The organism is Nonomuraea purpurea (genome assembly GCF_042650645.1).
Taxonomy (GTDB): Bacteria; Actinomycetota; Actinomycetes; order Streptosporangiales; family Streptosporangiaceae; genus Nonomuraea; species Nonomuraea purpurea.
Map to the genome: position 1 here is coordinate 239,829 of NZ_JBHSBI010000001.1, position 17,163 is coordinate 256,991.

Genomic DNA, 17,163 nt, shown 5'->3' on the forward strand with positions numbered 1-17,163 from the left:
GATCTCAATTCGGTAAGGACGATCGTCTTACCTTCCGTGACAAAAATGGGTCTGCCATTTGCTGGAACCAATACTGCAGACTGTCTCCCGTGGGTGCATCGGTGCTGCCAAGTGGACCGCCATCGGTAGATCAGGTGGCGGACCTCGTCGCGAAAGGAAGGGAGCGCGGGAGCGTAACCGTCGATGACGTCGCAGCCGCGCTTGACCGATCCGAGTTGCCGTCCGACGCGCTGGAACGCGTCGTGCGAATGCTCGCCGAGAACGGTGTGGAGGTCCTCGAGCCGCAGGGCGACGAGGAGACCACCCGCGCCGATGAGGAAGACGTAGGCAAGCGGGCGCCGACCAGCGATCTGGTCCGTATATATCTGCGGGAGATCGGCCGTGTGCCACTGCTGACCGCCGAGGAGGAGGTGGAGCTCGCCAAGTCGATCGAAGCCGGCCTGTTCGCCGAGGACAAGCTGGCCAACGGGATCTCGCGTCTGGCCTTCCCGGAGTTCAGGGAGCTCGTCTGGCAGGGCACCCGGGCCAAACAGCGGCTCATCGAAGCCAACCTCAGGCTCGTGGTGTCGATCGCCAAGCGGTACGTGGGCCGCGGCATGCTGTTCCTGGACCTGATCCAGGAAGGCAACCTCGGGCTCATCCGGGCAGTCGAGAAGTTCGACTACACCAAGGGCTACAAGTTCTCCACCTACGCGACCTGGTGGATCAGACAGGCGATCACCAGGGCGATCGCCGACCAGGCGCGCACCATCCGCATTCCCGTGCACATGGTGGAGACCATCAACAAGCTCGTCAGAGTGCAGCGCCAGCTCCACCAGGACCTCGGCCGCGAGCCGATTCCCGAGGAGATCGCCAAGGAGATGGACCTCCCTGTCGATCGCGTGGTGGAGATCCAGCGCATCGCCCAGGAGCCCGTGTCGCTGCAGTCGCCGATCGGCGAGGAAGACTCCGACCTCGGTGACTTCATCGAGGACGCCGACGCTGTCGTGCCCATGGAGGCCGCCGCCTTCATCATGCTGCAGGACCAGCTCGACGACATCCTGGCCACGCTGTCAGACCGCGAGCAGCGCATCATCCAGTTGCGTTTCGGCCTGGCCGACGGTCATCCGCGCACGCTGGAGGAGGTGGGCAGGGAGTTCGGCGTCACGCGGGAGCGCATCCGCCAGATCGAGTCGAAGACCCTGGCCAAGCTCCGCCACCCGACGCGCGCGCAGATGTTGCGCGACTACCTGGACTGAGCTGTCCAGCCGACAAAGCCGGTGACCTGCCCGATCGGGTGGGTCACCGGCTTTCTTACGCCTGCTGGTGGTTCAGTACGTTGTCCGGCCGGTCCAGCCAGATGGCCTGCCCCTCGGGCCTGACGGTGATGCCGTACCGCGAGTAGTGCGGCGACCCCCACGACACCCACCGGAAGTAGGCGTCCACGACCTCCTCCCACAAGGGCCGCTCGCCGACCTGGAACACCTCGTACTCGTCGGCGCCGGGCCGCCAGGTCGCGACCGCCCACGAGTGCGGGTCGCCCGGGTCGGACAGGTAGGTCCGGTACTCCTCGCCGTCATAGCCCGCGTGGCAGGCCAGGCCGGTCAGGGTGGCCATCGCCAGGGTCGCGCCCGCCGGGACGTCGCCGATCGTGCGAGGATCGACGCGCGTCGTCGGATAGTGCTTCTCCTTCGGGGTGCGTGCGGGGCGGCCCTGCTCGAAGCGCTGGGAGCGCATCAGCATGTAGCCGGCGTACCCGGCGATCCGGCCGACCGCCGTCCCGTCCGGGGTGACGGTGAGCCGCAGCGAGTGGTCGTCGCCGAACGCGGGATTGTAGGGGGTGACGATCAGCCCGCCCGGCCTGGTCTGTTCCACCCATGAGTAGGGAACGGTTCGGACCCCGCAGGTGACATGGACTCGGTCGTACGGCGCTTCATCGGCGCACCCCAGCGCCCCGTCGCCGACGAGCAGGCGCGGCTGGAACCCGGCGCCGCTCAGGTTCTTCTCCGCCTGCTCGGCGACAGCGGCGTCCACCTCGATTGAGGTCACCTCCCCGTGACCTCCGACGAGATGGGACAGCAGCGCGGCCGTCCACCCGGTGCCCGTGCCGACCTCCAGCACCCGGTGACCCGGCTTGATGTCCGCGAGCCGCAGCAGGTCCGCGACCGTGCTCGGCGAAGACGCCGACGAGGAGTAGTCCCCTCTGCCGTGGCGGATATCGGTGGCTCCGTCGTCGAGTTGGGTGACGATCGGGTGTGGGGAGTAGACAGCGTCCCACCAGCCGACGGGGTTGGCGTCGCGGTCGATGACGAACGGCTTGCCGTCGCTGGGGGTGGCCAGCGCGACCGTTGGGATGAACAGATGACGGGGGACGGCGCGGATGGCGTCCGCGACGGCCTGGCTGACGCCGTCCTCCGCGCGGATCAAGCCGATCAGGTGATCGATCCGGGCCTTGGTGTCCACTACTTGGAACCCTTGTCGTCGTCTTCGGCGTGCTGGCCCTGTGGCTTCTTGTGCCCGTCCGGGGTCGGTTCGTCCGGTACGAACGGCTTGTCCTTCGGGCTGTTCGGGTCCTCATGCTTCCCCATGCTGTTCTCCTCTCGCGATGCGGTGGTGGGGTGAGACCCGGCAAGGTACGCGTGTGTCCGGTCCCCTGCCGGGGGCTTTGGCCGTCCCGCCTGGACGGCGCTCGGTATGGTCGCGGGGCGCGGTCATGCCGCCATGAGCAACGGGATGGGCCGCAGGTCGCGGAGCGCGACCAGGAGCTGCACAGCCAGCGCATACTCCAGCCGGTGAAAGGCGTCCAGCGGGATCACCGCATTGGGTTCGACCACAATCGCCCCGGCCGGGTCAGGGCCCATCACGTTGGCGATCACCCCATACGGCTCGGCTTCACCCACGCTGTAGACCGCCGCGCCACGGCGCAGCCGAGGGCAAGCGATCAGCGCCTCAGGAACGCACTGGCGGCAGGTGGGGGGAGCGTTGGTGTAGCCCTCGCCAGTCGCGGGGCCGCCAGGGTCGTCGGCCAGCACCCAGGAGACCCGCCCGTCCGGCCCGGCCGCAGGCTGCCCGCACACCTGACACAGCAGGCGCAGCATGGCGTTCCGCTGCCGCAGGGTGTTGACCAGCTTCCATCGCGGCTGACCGCGCCGGTGCAGGCCCTGCCGCGACCACAGCACGCCGAACATCCAGTCGAGCGGGATGGCGTCGGTGTACGACAGCCGCCAGCCGTCCGTGGCCTCCCGGTCGCGCGCGAAGGTGAGCCGGTAGGGCACGGCCTCTTCGTCGTAGGCGGTGATGTACGGCACCCGCAGCCGTGTCGGCGGCACCACGCTGTGGCTCATGAGACTGTCACCGCGCCCGACTCGACCATGATGATCGCGAAGTTGAGCATCCCGGCGGTCTCGTCGACGAGCGACGGGCAGTTCGCCGGCCACGTCTCATGCCGGGCGCACCATACCGGCTCGGTGCAGGGGGTGCGGTCCAGTCTGACCCGCCACACCGTCCACCCCGAGTGGGTGCGCATGAGCAGGTCGCACATGGCCTTCGCGTTCTCGGGGATGTCGTAGTAGGCGCGGACTTCGTCCTCGTTCACACCGGCTCACCGCCCCCCGGGAGCCGCGTCAGGTTGGAGTGCCGCGATCTGTCGCAGACGTAGGCCGCAATCAACTCCAGGCGCGCCCACGTTGCTGCGGCGATGACCATGCCGCTCGCCTCGTGGACGGCAGACCAGGAGCCATCCAGATACCTCTGAGTGTTGATGAACTCGGCGAGCTCGACGGCCGGCCGACGCAGAGTCACGGCGTCGACGTCAGCCGACCGGCTCGTAGTGGGGCGCTTGCTCTGCGTGGAGGGCGCTCGTACAGGGGATTCGGACCCGTGACTGTCCATAGCCGGAACGGTAAAACGGCCGTGCGAGCAATCCCAAGGAGTTTGCTCGTGTTTTCTTCAAACAAGCCGAGCGAGAGCCTCGGCGACCAGGCGGCGGGCTGGCTCCCCGTAGACGGCGGACCGCTGGAGCAGGGCGAAAGCCCGCCCGTACATGGTGACCTCTCCCGGCTCGGTGACCGTGAGTTCCGCGGAGTACGTCTCCAGCATGACCATGCGGTCGTCGAACATGATGAACATATTGCCCGGCCAGATCTCGTACGACGCCCGCGCCGGGATGATCCCGACGCTGAGGCGCGGCAGCGTCATGACAGCCAGGAGTCGGTCGAGTTGGCCGCGCATCACACCCGGGCCGCCGATGTTCGTGTTGAGCGCCTGCTCGCCAAGGATGACGTTGAACCGGCGATCGCCCCGGTACAGGAACTGCTGGCGCTCCATCCGGGCTGCGACGCCGGCCTCGATGTCGGTGGGGCCGTTGCCCATGAAGTCGGCGAGCTGCCGCATGAGCGTCTCGGCGTATTCGGCGGTCTGCAGGGTGCCCCAGATGATGTTCGGGTTGTAGGCGCGGAAGACCCGCGTCCGCTCATACAGGTCGATGGAGCGGAGCTGCCGCTGCCGAGCGCCTGAGCGGAGGGCGCGCCGCCACTCGGTCCACAAGGTTTCGATGTTGTGGGCCGCGGCGACGAGGTCGTCCAAGGCGTCCTCGCGCTCGCAGTGCCGCAGCCAGGTCCGGACGTCGGCCTCGGTCGCGGCCTGCTTGCCGTGCTCGATCTTGCTGATCTTCGAGAGCTGCCAGCCGGCGAGCGCGGCGAGCGCCCGGCCGGTGAGGCCCGACTGCTGGCGGATCTCACGCAGTCGGGTACCGAGCGCCTCGCGCGCCCTCTGGGCTTCGAACGACACTTCAGATCAGCTTGTACTCGTGATGGGGAATGGCCAGCGCCCACAGCAGATCTCGGACATCCGCGCACCGCGCGACTGCGGCGGGATCGGTGACGAGTTCGGAGCCGAGCACTCGGCCATCTTCGCCGAACCGGCCGACCACCAGCAACCGATCATCGAACAGCCACCAGTCGTCGCCGCCCACCGGCAACTCGACGGCGGGCATGCGGTGGCGAGGCAGCCACCGGATGTCTTCGCCCGCCTCGACCGTGGCCGGGGTCAGGGCGTGCTCCCAGCGGATGTACTCGCTGGCCGGCTCGGTGATGACGCGTACTCGTCGGACGGTTCGGCCTGCCGCGGTGACCATCCGTACCCGGGCCAGCCACGGCTGGAGCCAGGTCAGGTCGTCCGGCTCGCCGCGTAGCCACCGAGCGAACGGCCCTTCCTCTCTGGTGACGCCGTACTGGTCGCGGAGTTCGAGGTGGAAGGCATCGCGGCTGAATGTGCCGAACAGTTCGTCGCGCTGGTCAGGCGTGATGAGCTCCATCGCCCTCCTCCAGCAGGTCGGCGATGGCGTCGCGCGGCACTTCGACACAGCTCTCGTGGCTGGGGATCGCCATTTGGGTGAGCGTCTCGGGGTCGGTGACGCGGGCGCCCTGGATGAGACACGTCTGGTGATCGGTGACGTGCACGATGGGCGGCAGCCAGCTCGTCACGACGCCGGGAAGGCCGTCCTTGGCGAGGTGGTCGAACAGGTTGAATGGGATCTCCACGACATCTTGATCGGCGTCGAGCGTGACCTTGGCCAGCAGGTCGGGGTCGGTGACGATCCAGCCCTGGACGATAAAGGTGTCCGTGCCGGTGGCGTAGAGGGTGGGCGAGTCGCCGCCCACGGAGTTCGCGTCCTTGCCGAGGAACCGCAGTGCCATGCCGAGCTCCTGTCCGGAGTTTGCTGGTGTTTGCTTGCAACAATGAGCATGCGGGAGAGCGCGGCGAAGGGTCAAGGACGAGCCGTGGGACCGTACGGCCAGACCCGACGCCTGGGTGGGCTCTCGGTCACCCATGTGCGCCGCGTTGTAGGCGCACGTGCACAACACCTGCGCGTGACGTCGCCGCCTGGGCGTGTGTCTCCAGGCGGATCTCGTCGCCCGCAGACATCCTCGCCATGCCGCCGAGCGCCTCCAGTTCGCGCGCCGCTTCTGCTCGCTGGCCGAGGTCTTGAAGAAGTGAGAGCGCGCGAACCGCGAGGTTGGGCAGGATCTTGAACAAAGCCTCATGCCCACCTCTTGTCCAGTTCGTCACCTTAGGTGCTTATGGTTTGTAAAATTGGCTCTTGTCACTTGATCTACCTGATGGTTAGTCTTTGCGCGTTTGATCAAGGCTCCAGAGCCGCACGGGTCAGGTCGCACCTGCCGGGTGGGGTGGAGCGACGTTCGGCATCCCTTGCGGGTGCCCCTCGTTGTGGTTCGGAGCGTGACGGCTATGCGCCGGTTCTTTTCGCGTGCCCTTCTTTCCCGGTCGGCGGCCGTTATCTTGATCGCCAGCCTGCCCGGGTTGCTCTCGCTAACGGCGGTTCCCGCTTCCGCGCAGGCTTCCGTGGGAAGCGAGGCGAGCGTCGAGCAGGGCACTGTGGTGACGCCGACACAGCAGTGGGGTTCTGCGGGCGACTTACCGAGCCTGGCCGTTACGCCTGCCGCAGCCACGTCATCGGATGGGGCGGGGGATTCGCCCGTGCCGGGAGCTCTGCCGCGAGATGGCGGCGCGTGGCCGCGGACGGCGTTGAAGGCTGAGTCGGAGCGGGATCTGCCTCCGGGTGTGCAGCGTGCTGAGCAGCAGGACCAAGCGACTGCGGCGAGTACTCTTCCGCTGATCTCCGACGTGTATCCCGACACGGGCTCTTTGGTGGGAACGACGACGCCGCTGCTCACCGTGCGGGTTACGCGAGTGGGTGTACCTGAGAACCCTCTCAGCCCGATGAGGTACACGTACCACATTTGCGAGAAGCCGGAAGAGGACGAGGGAGAGATCGTCATTCCTCCTCCGCCGGCGCCGCCGTGCTGGGACTCCGGCGCCCTACCGGACCAGGAGACGTGGCGTGTGCCCGCGGGCACGCTGGAGTGGGGCAAGCAGTACGAGTGGTGGGTCCGTGTGGTGGACTCGGAAAGCAAAGCGGTCGCCACGAGTAACAAGAAGTTGATCATCGCAGGGGGGCGTCAGCCGCTCAACAGCTCCCATCTGGGTGAGCGAGTCGGCGACCAGGAGGAGTTCTCCCTGGTCACCGGCAACTACACGACAACCGCGAAGGATGTCCAGGTGCCGGCGGCGGGCCCTGCGCTGGCGGTGGTGCGTACCTACAACAGCATGGACACGCGCACCAGCGGGATCTTCGGTGCCGGCTGGTCGAGCGCCTGGGACATGAATGTGGTGGCCGAGCGGACGGGGACGACCGTCACCGGGTTGCTGGTGACCTATGCCAGTGGCCGCCGGGTCCGGTTCGCGGCCAGGAGTGATGGCACGTACCAGCCGCCGCCGGGCATGAAGGATGTGCTGGCGGACGTGGACGGTGGGGGCTGGCGCCTCAAGGACACGTCCTCGACGACGTATGTCTTCAACGCCGCGGGGCGGCTGCTCAAGATTGAGGACAATCGCGGGCGGGCGCAAACGCTGGATTACAACGCCGACGGCACCTTCGACACGGTGACCGGTGCCGGCGGCAGAAAGCTTCACATCACCTGGAACGGCCCGCGGGTGGCCACGGTGTCCACCGACCCGGTGGACGGCAAGGCGCAAACTTGGACCTACACCTACACCGGCGACAACCTGGCGTCGGTGTGCTCGCCGTTGGCCGCGCCGAACTGCACCAGCTACAGCTACGGAGACGGGTCCCGCTACAAGGGCCTGGTGCTCGATTCCGAGCCGGTGGGCTACTGGCGGCTGGGTGACGCCCAGTACAAGCCGGCCGCGAACCTGGGCAGCGAGGGTGGTACTGGCATCTACGACAACGTCACCGTCGGCCAGCCGGGATCTCTGGAAGGAACGGCCGACACCGCTGCCGGCTTCACCAAGTCCACGATGATGCTGCCAGGGCCCATGCTGGACCGCCTGCGCGATCACGTCTCCCTCGAAGGATGGATCAAGACCACGCAGCCCGGCGTGATCTTCTCGGAATCCTCGACAAACAGCGGCGGGGTCGGAGCGGCGCAGCCGGTCCTGTATGTGGGAACGGACGGCAAACTCCGCGGCCAGCTGGGCACAATGAGTGGAACCGGATACACGCCCATCACGTCCGCCGGCCCGGTCAACAATGACCAGTGGCACCACGTGGTCCTCACCGTGACCAGCAACCAGCAAAAGCTCTACCTCGACGGTCAGCTGGTGGGGGAACTGAACGGCACCCTCATAGGTGCTAATCGCCAATACGCCTATGTGGGAAGCGGTTATCGGGCCAGTAGATGGTCCGATGTCCCCGGCGGCCCTACCACATCAGGTGCTTGGCCGTTCCAGGGCTCGATCGACGAGTTCGCGCTGTATCGCGAGCCGCTTACAGACGCCGTGGTCCAGTCCCACTGGGCCGCCCGGGCCAAGATCAGCCACAAACTGTCTCAGATCACGTTGCCGTCCGGCCGGATCTGGGCCAAGAACACCTACGACCCGGCGACCGACCGGCTTCTGACGCACACCGACCGGCACGGCGGCACCTGGCAGCTGGGCGAGTTCGAGATCGACTGGGTCGAGCGGCTCTACAAGATCAGGCTGACCGATCCGCGCGGCGGCACTCTGGACTACGCCTACGACTCGCTGCGCAACGAGCGGCTGGCGTACATGACCGACCAGGCCGGGGCCAAGACCAGCTTCGAGTACGACACCGGCGGCTTCTCCATCAAGACAACCGACCCGAACAACAACATGTTCCGGCAGTGGAACGACAAACGCGGCAACGTGATCCAGTCGAAGTCTTGCCGAACCGCTACCAACTGCCAGAACGCCTATGTCGAGTACTACCTGAACAAGGACGACGAGCTCGATCCGCGCAACGACCAGATGCTCGCCTTCCGGGATGCCCGCTCCTCCGACGCCGACAGCAATACCTACGCCATCACGGCGGAGTACAACGCCTACGGTCAGATCACGAAGAAGAGCACACCGGCGACGTCCGACTTCCCTGAGGGTCGCTCGACGACAGTCACCTACACCGATGGCACCGAGCCCGCCGCTGGCGGCGGCACCACCCCCGCAGGGCTGGAGAAGACCCGGACCGACGCGCGGGGAAGCGTCTGGTCCTATGCTTATACATCCGCGGGTGACCTGGCGGAACAGATGGATCCGCGGGGGTTGGTGACCAAGCTCGGCTACGACGAGATCGGTCGGTTGACCTCCACCACGAAGGTGTCGAAAGCTAACCCGGACGGCGTCACAACCGCCATCACCTACGACGTCCTTGGCCGGGTGGCCACGACGACGGGTGCGGCGGTCAAGAACGAGATTACCGGAGTGACCCACACGGCTCGTATCACCTACGGCTACGACCTGGACGGCAACAAGCTGTCCGAGGCCGTCACGGATCTGACCGGCGGAGACGCCGAGCGGAAGACCGTCTACACCTATGACGACTTCGGCCGCCAGGACACCACCACCGATCCTGAAGGCGGCGTCACCCGCCAGACCTGGAACACCCTTGGGCAGAAAACTACGTCAACGGACGCCCGCGGCACCGTCCTCGCCTACGGTTACAGCGCGCGGGGCGAACTGACCTCCACCATGCTGAAGGGGTGGACCGGCAGCCCGGTCGATCCCCAGCCGGCCAAGGACGTGGAGCTGGAAAGCCGCTCCTACGACGCCGCGGGGCGACTGGTCATGCGGGTGGACGCGATGCTCCGCAAGACCTCCTACGCCTACTTCAATGACAACCGGCCGTCGCAGGTCATCGGCGACGACGTCAAACTCAACGGTTCCAACACGACCACCGACGTCGTACTGGAGGCCAACACCTACGACGCGGCAGGCAACCTCACCCAGCAAGTCACCGGTGGGAAGGCCAAGGTCACGACGCAGTTTGTGTACGACGCCGCAGGCCGTTTGACGTCGCAGACGCTCGACCCGGCCGCCCTCAACCGCAGGACTACCTTCACCTACGACGCCAACAACAACGTCATCAGGTCCACCCTCACCGCAGCCGGTATAAGTCGAACCGAGACCAAGGAATTCGCCTACAACAAGGCCAACCAGCCGACCCGGCAAACCATCGAGAACGGCGACCAGGACATCGTCACCACCACCGGCTATGACGATCGCGGCCTGGCTATCTCCACGACCGACCCACGGGGCAACGCCAACGGCGCGGACGCCGACGACTACACCACCACCATGCGCTACGACATGCTCGACCGGCTGGTGGAAACCAAGGCGCCGCAGGTTCAAGTGGACAAGGACAGCGCCGCCGCGCCCGCACAGCCATCCACCCGGGCTGGCTACGACACGGTCGGTAATCAGACGCACCAGCGCGACGCCGAGGGCCGCTCCATCACCTCGACCTTCGACAAGGCGGGTAGGCTGACCAGAACCAGCGCGCTCCCGTACACGCCGCCGGGCGGCAGCCCGATCACCTCCACTGTCCAGCACTCCTACGATGCGGCCGGCCTGCTCACGTCCACCACGGACCCGCGCGGCTACATCACCTCGTATGAGTACGATCAGCTCGGCCGGCAGGTTCGCGCTACCGACCCTGCCCCCGACGGCCAAAGCCCTGGCACTTGGGTGAGCGAATACGACATGGCTGGGGAGGTACTCGCTGGCGTCGACCCGAATGGCGCGCGAACTCAAGCCACCTACGATGACCTTGGCCGACAGATCACCGCCACCCAGATCGAGCGCAAGCCCGCCAATGCCTCGTACACCACCACGATGGAGTACGACGAGGCCGGGTGGTTGGTCAAGCAGATCGCGCCTGGCAGTAAGGCCACCAGTTTCACGGTCAATGTGGCAGGAGAGGTGACCTCCATCACCGACCCGACGACAAACACAACCACCATGGATTACGACCTGGCCGGCCGCATCACCAAGACGACCGATCCGAACGGCAATGCCAGCACCGCTGAGTACGATCTGGCTGGCCGCAAGACCGCGGCTAAGGATCTGGACGCCGACGGCGCGGTGCTGCGCACCTACGGCTATGGGCACGACCGGGCAGGCAATCCCACCAGCAGCACGTCACCGGAAGGCCACGTCACCAAGCAAACCTTCGACGCGCTGAACCGGGCCACGTCCCTCATCGAACCGATCTCGGACGGTGAGTCGATCACCACGAGCTTCGGCTACGACGCTACCGGTGCTCGTACCCGGATTACCGATGGGCGCGGCAACGCCACCTGGACCAGCTACAACAGCTTGGGGCTGGTGGAAACGGTGACCGAGTCGGCCACCGCCGCCCACCCGGAGGCGGCCGACCGCACCTGGACCCACCTCTACGACGCGGCAGGCAACCAGACGGCCACCATTCAGCCCGGCGGGGTGCGCATCGACCGCACCTTCAACCACCTCAACCAGCTCACCAAGGAGAGCGGCGCGGGCAGCGGCACTACCACGGCCGAGCGCATCTTCGGTTACGACCTGGCAGGCCGCCGTACCACCGGAGGCGACTTGGCCATCGGCTACAACGACCGCGGCCTGCCGCTCAGCGTCCAGCGAGGCACCACTCAGGAGAGCGCCTACACCTACGACGCGCTCGGCAACCCCACTCAGCGCATCGACGCCGCCGGAACCGCCACCTTCACCTACGACAACGCCAACCGTCTGGCCACCGCCACTGACCCGGTCACCAATCGCACCCTCACCTACGGCTACGATCCGGCCAGTCGACTGAAGACCATCGCCGCCACCAGTGGCCAGGCCAGCACCCAGACCATCGACTACGACGACCTGGACCGGGTCACCGGTCAGGCGCTGAAGAACGGCTCGGGCACCCAGCTCGCGAAGGTCACCTACGGGTGGGACAAGGACGACAACCTCACCACCAAGACCACCGCCGGCACCGCCGGGGCGGGAACCAACACCTACGCCTACGACCACACCGGACGGCTCACCTCCTGGACCGCCCCTGGCGGCGCGGTCACCGCCTACGAATGGGACGCCGCCGGCAACCGCACCAAAGCTGGCGATAAGACGTTCACCTACGACGAGCGCAACCGCCTCACCACCGGCGACGGCACCGACTACACCTACACCCCCCGCGGCACCCTCTCCACCAGCACCACGGCCGGCGCCACCACGAACTACACCTTCGACGCCTTTGACCGGCTCATCGCCGACGGAGACAGCCTCTACAGCTACGACGCTCTCAACCGGGTCGCCTCCCGCATCCGCGGCACCGACAAGCAGACCTTCGCCTACTCCGGCCTCGGCAACGATCTGGCCGCCATCACCGACAGCAGCGGCACCGTCCAGGCACGCTATGCGCGTGATGTCGGCGGCGGCCTGCTCAGCCTGCAGGAAGACACCGGCCCGGCAGCCGCGGCGCTGACGGATCTGCACGGCGACCTGGTGGCCACCTTCACCACCACCCTGCAGACCTCGACCGCCTACGACCCGTTCGGCGCCGTTACCGCCCAGACCGGCGTCAAGACCCAACTCGGCTATCAGGGCGAATACACCGATCCGGAAACCGGCAAGGTCAACATGCACGCCCGCTGGTACCAGCCCGGCACCGGCGCCTTCACCAGCCGCGACACCATGACCTTGGAACCGACCTCGTCGGTGCAGGCCAACCGCTACAGCTACGCCAACGCCTCACCCCTCACCGGCACTGACCCCACCGGCCACTCGACCGACGCGATCGTTCCAGGCGGCTCGCTGAATGAAGCCGGGCCGGGCTATGGCGGATGCATCATGGGCGGCAGCATCTGCCATGAGACGGAGACCCACGCGCGCTGGTGGAACGACTTCATCAACGCACCCGGCTACGACTACCTCTATGGCTCGCAATTCTCCGACGAGGAACTCAAGCGCCTCGGCTACAAGATCATGCCCAACGGGCGACCGGTCGATCAGCCCAGCTTTTGGTTCGCCAGCGCGAAGGTGCAGAATGACTACATGTCAAACTGGTCGCCAGTTATGACGACTGGTGAACTGGCAACGAGCTGGATTCTGGCCGGAGGCATGGCTAGCATCCAGGCCATGAATGAAGCCGCCAAGTTGAACTCCGACGATTGGCGCCTGATATTCAACCCGGAGAAGGCTAAGGCCACTGCTGGGAGTGGTCAGGGTGAAATAATTTCTGCAGGTGGCGTCGGTGGCGCGGCGCCTGATTATCTAGCAATGTACTCTCACTACAAGTATATAGTGAAGTACTGGAGAGATATCGAAAAAGCCGCTGCAAATCACGGAATCAACAAGAATGTGCTGGCTGCCGTTCTCATGTATGAAAGCCATTGGCAAGCCGATCAGTCCGGTGGTCCCATTGTCGGTGACGCTGCTAGGGTGAAATTGCAGGGCGAAGGTGCATCCGTCGGCGTCGCGCAACTGGAAATCTATAAAGTTCGGATGCTGCTGGCCAAGCATAAAGGAAGTGAGTATCTCGACAAGAAGAAGTGGCCCGCCGAGCGCATTAACGCCTATATGACCCACGCCCCCAGCGCGATACACATGGCGGCCGCATGGATGCGCCACCTGAAGGAGAACGTCAAGGGCCTCGGTCGCCCCTTGACTGACATGGAGGCGGCCATCGGGTACTGCGGTTGTTCTGGAGTGGTTATGGATCCGAACAGCGGAATAATAACTGCTGGTCGATTCGTGGAGTGGGTGAAGAGCGGCTACAATCCTAATAGTCTTGAGGTCTCGAAGAAGAACGAGAAGAATCGGGGAATTGCAGTGAAGCGCCGCGCCAGCATTCTGCAGTATATGAACTACGCCGATGGGCTCTGGAAATGTGGAAAAGCTGCATGCTGGATGTACCAGTAAAGGCCAGCAGTCGTCGACCCTACCGCCGAGCAAGGCGGAGCGAGAAAAGCGGAGTATTATGCGGGCTGGAAGAATGACTGCCATCGCCCTCGCCGTCTCACTTGTCATCGGAGGGTGTGCGGTGAAACCTGACGAGGTCGACGTCGGGGCGCTCGAAGAAGTACGCAAAATTGGCACAATTATCTGGGAGAAGCGTTTCGAAGGACTTATGGGGAACGATCCTGACGTGACCCATATTTTCGTCCTCAACGTCGGTGGCGATACCGAGCAGGAATCACTCAAGAAGGCGGTCACCTCTCTTCGCAGCCGGAGTTGGGTCATCTCTCTTGAAGATCTTCCCACCAGCGTCTTCATGGAATCGTCCAAGTGGAATGGAGCTCACCTTGCCATGTATGCGCTTAGCGACTCCGACGAGAATGATGATCCCGAGGTGATAGAGGCAATCAAGAAACAAGGCGTCGAGCCTGGAGGGCTCATAAGCGTCTCCGCGTACCAGGGTTCGTAAGTACTCTTCTGGCCTCGCTTCCTTTGCGGAGCTGTTACGGCAGTTGTAGATCGTTAGATGGTGGGCGGAGGTCTTATTCACGCCGCCCGGGTTCGAAGCCTTCATAGCGGGGTCAAGGATGTCGAGTTCGATCACGTCTCGGCCGCTAAGGCCGTGCTCCTCAGACGTTCAGCAGGGGGTGGTCCAGGACTCTGTAACTTGGCCATCAGCCAGGGCGATGTCCAGTTGCCGATACCAAGGTTGAGCCGGCGTCCATCCCTCTGTCGGTCGGAAGTACAAACGCAGCCAGCGGGCCGATCCGGGAACAGGACCACCCAGATGCCGAGTTCCACAGGGCTTGAGGAGTTCTCGGATGGTGAGACGGTGATGGGCTTGGCGCAGGTCACGGCTTGATCGCGTGCGGTGTGGCAACCCCCTGACATGCAACAAGACCCCGTAGAACGGCGGTTCTTCACGCCAGTCCGATCAACGGAGTCTCGTTGTCCGTGCAGTCTGCCATGCCGCCCGCCTTGTCCGCCATCGCTACCGTGATCAACGACGTTGACCTGGACGAAAGCGTTCTCGACGAAAGGGCGGCAGACCTGACGGACCTGCGGCAGGTGTGGGCGCAGATCCCCGACCCTCGTGATCGGCGGGGACGGCGGCACCCGCTGGTGGTGATGCTCGGCCTGGTCCAGGCGGCGCTGGTCTCCGGCGCGACTTCCTACGCCGCGATCCGGCACTGGATCGCCGCCGCGCCACAGGAGGTCCTGGAGCGGCTCGGCGCCCGCCGCGACCGGCGGAGCGGGATGTTCATCGCTCCGCATCCCGACAGCGTGTGCCGAACGATCAAGCTGGTCAACGCCGCCACCGCAGCCACCCGCGCGTGGTCAAACGAGCCCGGCACAACTCCTACTGGGTAAACGCCCCGGCGACATCGGCACTCACCTGCGCGAATCCGTCGGCATCCACGATCGGCATCCCGGTCCGGCTTTGATCGATCTCGCCCATCCCTCATGCATAGCGTGACTAATCATTTACAATAAGTGAGATATCTCGGCGTGGAGAGGATGCAGATGTCCGGCGAGGGCTACCGAGGGTTGCTCCAGGCTCGCTGCTGGGGTAAACACCTCCGGGAGAAGGGCTTCACGTGGGATCAGATCGCCGACGTGCTCGCGCTCACCCACCAAGCCAGCCCGCTTCGGTTGTATCGGCTGGCCCACGGCCGCACCGCCGTCGACGTGGTGGCCATGGTCAACGACGCCGATCCGGCGGGCACCGCGACACTGCGCGAGTCGCGACTGTACGAGTTCGAGTTCTGGCCAGGGGCGGGACGCCGGCCACCCGCGCGTCTGCTCACTGTGCTGGCCAAGATCTATCAGACCGCTGCCCGCACACTGGTGTGCGACGAGGCATTGGCGTCGTACAGCACCTCTGACCGTGAGGCAATCTGTGGAGCGGACTTCCGGGAGTTGGACGCCAACCGGCCCCCAAGTCGGGAGCGTGCCACCATGGAAGTGAGCGCCGCAGCTGTACCCGCTGACACGTCGCTCGTAGACGCCTCAGCGTGTGTGCGGTTGCTGCATGCCACCGGCGTTGAGGAGGCCGACATGAAGCGACGCGAGCTGCTCTTCGAACTGGCTCTGGTCCTGGGCGGAAGCCGGGCGCTCGATCTGCTGCGGATCCTCACACCGGACGAGGAGGAACGTCTGGCCGGGGTGCTACGCAGCGCCTGGCGGGTGGACGAGGCCGCAGTGCGCACGTTCGAGAAGCTGACCATGCAGGCGCGCCAGTCCGACGACACGCATGGGCCCGCGTCGCTGCTGCCAGCGGTGAACGGGCATCGGGTGGCGGTTGGGCGGCTCCTCTCACGTGCGTCCATGCCGCCGAGCCTGCACGACCGGCTGCTCGGAACATATGTGGACCTGTCGCAGCTGGCGGGCTATCTCGCCTACGACTTGCTCGACATACCCGCGGCGGAGCAACCGCTGAACGATGGGCTGCGAGCCGCCCTCGACCTCGACGACCACACATTGATCGGCTATGCGCACTACTGGCTGGGAAGGGTGGCTGCGGACCAGCAGCGAACCGCCGCAGTTCTGGATCACGCTTTCGCGGCCCAGGAGTGGGTTGCCCGGTCTCCGAGCAAGCTGTTGGAGTCGCTAATCGAATCGTTGTTCTCGATCGCCCATGCCACCGAAGGCGATGCTGCGGCGAGTGCTCGCGCGCATGACAGGGCGCTCGCGTTGGCAGGAGCGCCGAAGGACAACGAACCAGCGTTCCTGTACTGGATCACGCCTGCTGCCGTCGAATCCAGAAGGGCTTCGTTGCTGGTCCAGCTCAATCAGCCCTGGCCCGCTGTGGCGGCGGCCGAGCGGTCTCTGGCCAAGCACGATTCTCGGTACTCGAGAATCCGCGGACTCTCACTCGCTCGTTATGCCAGCGCCTTGACGCTCTCCAAGGAGATCCCCGAGGCCACAGCCAAGTTGACGGAGGCCGCCGACATCACCAGGCAACACAGCTCGGCTCGGCTGAGCGACGAGATCGGCCAGGCGCGCGCCCGGCTGGATCCATGGGCTGATACCACTTACGTCCGTCAACTGGACGAGACGCTGCGATCCTGCGGCCTCACCTGGGCTGGCCCAGCAGGAGGGGTGTGAGCTGGCGGAAAATTCGGTCGCGTCCGCCAGCGAGTTCCGATTCGGAGCGCGCTCGATTGTGTCCGACCTGGTGTACCCACAGTCCCGGCGGCCTCGGTGGATCCTTCGTGGTGCGGTTTCTCGACCAGCGTAGCGAGCCTGACGGCGGCATCACCCCCACGATCTGACGTACACAGCCGGCCTCGCTGGGATCGCGCCGAACGCCGCGCTTCACCTGTGCGGCACGGTGCCCGGTGCGATCACCTATGCCGCCAGGCGTTCCCAGCCGGGAGACGTGATCCTTCTCGAAGCCGCGCTGGCGCCCGCCAGCGCGAAGCTCGG

General features: G+C 65.5%; 14 protein-coding genes. 5 read left to right on the top strand and 9 right to left on the bottom strand.

Translation table 11 applies throughout. The features are described from left to right. Positions 1–101: 101 nt before the first annotated feature. The gene (gene rpoD / locus ACFOY2_RS01135) at positions 102–1,238 is read left to right on the top strand and encodes an RNA polymerase sigma factor RpoD (RefSeq protein ID WP_379526440.1); all 1,137 of its coding nucleotides are present in this window, start codon (positions 102–104) and stop codon (positions 1,236–1,238) included. A 55-nt stretch (positions 1,239–1,293) separates the two neighbouring features. On the opposite strand, the gene ACFOY2_RS01140 is transcribed toward rpoD, so the two are convergent. The 9 genes from ACFOY2_RS01140 to ACFOY2_RS01180 all read right to left on the bottom strand — a co-directional run bounded on the left by ACFOY2_RS01140 (position 1,294) and on the right by ACFOY2_RS01180 (position 6,015). Continuing rightward, on the bottom strand, positions 1,294–2,442 hold the full coding sequence (locus tag ACFOY2_RS01140; protein WP_379525977.1) for a methyltransferase domain-containing protein: 1,149 nt from the start codon (positions 2,440–2,442) through the stop codon (positions 1,294–1,296). Beyond that, positions 2,442–2,567 carry a hypothetical protein gene (locus tag ACFOY2_RS01145; RefSeq protein ID WP_379525978.1) on the bottom strand — a complete coding sequence of 42 codons (126 nt, stop codon included), beginning with the start codon at positions 2,565–2,567 and terminating at the stop codon, positions 2,442–2,444. Before ACFOY2_RS01145 ends, ACFOY2_RS01140 begins: the two co-directional genes overlap by 1 nt. 123 nt (positions 2,568–2,690) lie before the next feature. Further along, a complete protein-coding gene (locus ACFOY2_RS01150; protein ID WP_379525979.1) occupies positions 2,691–3,323 on the bottom strand; it encodes a hypothetical protein in 633 nt (210 codons plus the stop codon). Continuing rightward, positions 3,320–3,574 (bottom strand): hypothetical protein, encoded by a 255-nt coding sequence (locus ACFOY2_RS01155; protein WP_379525980.1) that lies wholly within the window; start codon positions 3,572–3,574, stop codon positions 3,320–3,322. The genes ACFOY2_RS01150 and ACFOY2_RS01155 overlap by 4 nt, the downstream gene beginning before the upstream one ends. Beyond that, on the bottom strand, positions 3,571–3,780 hold the full coding sequence (locus tag ACFOY2_RS01160) for a hypothetical protein (protein ID WP_379525981.1): 210 nt from the start codon (positions 3,778–3,780) through the stop codon (positions 3,571–3,573). Before ACFOY2_RS01160 ends, ACFOY2_RS01155 begins: the two co-directional genes overlap by 4 nt. 147 nt (positions 3,781–3,927) lie before the next feature. Beyond that, positions 3,928–4,767 (bottom strand): helix-turn-helix domain-containing protein, encoded by an 840-nt coding sequence (locus ACFOY2_RS01165; RefSeq protein WP_379525982.1) that lies wholly within the window; start codon positions 4,765–4,767, stop codon positions 3,928–3,930. Between the two features lies 1 nt (position 4,768). Then, a complete protein-coding gene (locus tag ACFOY2_RS01170) occupies positions 4,769–5,293 on the bottom strand; it encodes a DUF6879 family protein (RefSeq protein WP_379525983.1) in 525 nt (174 codons plus the stop codon). Continuing rightward, entirely contained in the window at positions 5,274–5,675 is a 402-nt protein-coding gene (locus ACFOY2_RS01175) for a hypothetical protein (RefSeq protein ID WP_379525984.1), read from the bottom strand. Before ACFOY2_RS01175 ends, ACFOY2_RS01170 begins: the two co-directional genes overlap by 20 nt. 127 nt (positions 5,676–5,802) lie before the next feature. Then, a complete protein-coding gene (locus ACFOY2_RS01180) occupies positions 5,803–6,015 on the bottom strand; it encodes a hypothetical protein (protein WP_379525985.1) in 213 nt (70 codons plus the stop codon). 213 nt (positions 6,016–6,228) lie between these two features. Here ACFOY2_RS01180 and ACFOY2_RS01185 point away from each other — a divergent pair, with 213 nt between their 5' ends. The 4 genes from ACFOY2_RS01185 (at position 6,229) to ACFOY2_RS01200 (ending at position 16,842) form a co-directional block, all read left to right on the top strand. Then, the gene (locus ACFOY2_RS01185; protein WP_379525986.1) at positions 6,229–13,698 is read left to right on the top strand and encodes an RHS repeat-associated core domain-containing protein; all 7,470 of its coding nucleotides are present in this window, start codon (positions 6,229–6,231) and stop codon (positions 13,696–13,698) included. 73 nt (positions 13,699–13,771) lie between these two features. Beyond that, entirely contained in the window at positions 13,772–14,203 is a 432-nt protein-coding gene (locus ACFOY2_RS01190) for a hypothetical protein (protein WP_379525987.1), read from the top strand. Between the two features lie 527 nt (positions 14,204–14,730). Next, positions 14,731–15,105: a transposase family protein gene (locus tag ACFOY2_RS01195; protein WP_379525988.1), complete on the top strand. Its 375-nt coding sequence runs from the start codon at positions 14,731–14,733 to the stop codon at positions 15,103–15,105. Between the two features lie 153 nt (positions 15,106–15,258). Further along, positions 15,259–16,842, top strand: a complete 1,584-nt coding sequence (locus ACFOY2_RS01200; RefSeq protein ID WP_379525989.1) for a hypothetical protein — start codon at positions 15,259–15,261, stop codon at positions 16,840–16,842. Positions 16,843–17,163 lie beyond the last annotated feature (321 nt).

Coding starts and splice junctions, on each gene's coding strand:
- ACFOY2_RS01185 (WP_379525986.1), top strand. CDS start 6,229: ATGCGCCGGTTCTTTTCGCGTGCCCTTCTTTCCCGGTCGGCGGCCGTT.
- ACFOY2_RS01145 (WP_379525978.1), bottom strand. CDS start 2,567: ATGGGGAAGCATGAGGACCCGAACAGCCCGAAGGACAAGCCGTTCGTA.
- ACFOY2_RS01200 (WP_379525989.1), top strand. CDS start 15,259: ATGTCCGGCGAGGGCTACCGAGGGTTGCTCCAGGCTCGCTGCTGGGGT.
- ACFOY2_RS01170 (WP_379525983.1), bottom strand. CDS start 5,293: ATGGAGCTCATCACGCCTGACCAGCGCGACGAACTGTTCGGCACATTC.
- ACFOY2_RS01175 (WP_379525984.1), bottom strand. CDS start 5,675: ATGGCACTGCGGTTCCTCGGCAAGGACGCGAACTCCGTGGGCGGCGAC.
- ACFOY2_RS01190 (WP_379525987.1), top strand. CDS start 13,772: ATGACTGCCATCGCCCTCGCCGTCTCACTTGTCATCGGAGGGTGTGCG.
- ACFOY2_RS01150 (WP_379525979.1), bottom strand. CDS start 3,323: ATGAGCCACAGCGTGGTGCCGCCGACACGGCTGCGGGTGCCGTACATC.